Raw genomic sequence first — 580 nt, forward strand, 5'->3', positions numbered from 1 at the left:
TTTTTGTATTTATGGGGTTTTGGAATGATTTTATGAAGCCTTTAATTGTGATGTCTGATGAAAATATGTTCACGTTGACTTTAGGCCTTAACACATTTAAAGGTCAGTATATCAGTTATTGGAACTATATTATGGCAGCTTCCATGGTTTTTACACTTCCAATTTTGCTCATTTATGCGTTTTTTAACAAATATTTCATTAAAGGAATTTCGTTTACTGGAGGAAAATAAAAAAGAGGCTGGGATAAAAGTATTTTAGTTGGAATTACAAACGAACGATTAATTAAAAAATCATAATCGTTCGTTTTTTGTTGTTATGGGGAGCGTGAATTTCATATGTTTAGTTTCTTCTAGCTTTTGATTGAAGTTCACTCACATACTGATCAATCATCGTTTGCAGTTCCTCTAGGTTCGATTTACGGTTGTTAACAGGCAGCTGCTTTAATGAATGAAGGGCACTATCCACAACAAACTTGCGTGGATTCGATTGTTTAAACATCTCTTCTTCAATAAAACTAATAAGCTCTGTGCATTTTTGACGTTCGAATTCATCCGTAAATTGTTTGTGAGCTTGCTTTTTT

Annotated in this window: 2 pseudogenes; one reads left to right on the forward strand and one right to left on the reverse strand. The window is 32.8% G+C overall.

What is annotated here, in order from left to right:
* A pseudogene (locus AC27IT_RS27905) lies at window positions 1-230 on the forward strand (carbohydrate ABC transporter permease); the annotation flags it as partial.
* A 109-nt stretch (window positions 231-339) separates the two neighbouring features.
* On the opposite strand, the pseudogene AC27IT_RS27910 reads toward AC27IT_RS27905, so the two are convergent.
* Window positions 340-580, reverse strand: a pseudogene (locus tag AC27IT_RS27910) (TetR/AcrR family transcriptional regulator); the annotation flags it as partial.

Source organism: Brevibacillus sp. YAE8 (assembly GCF_057543335.1).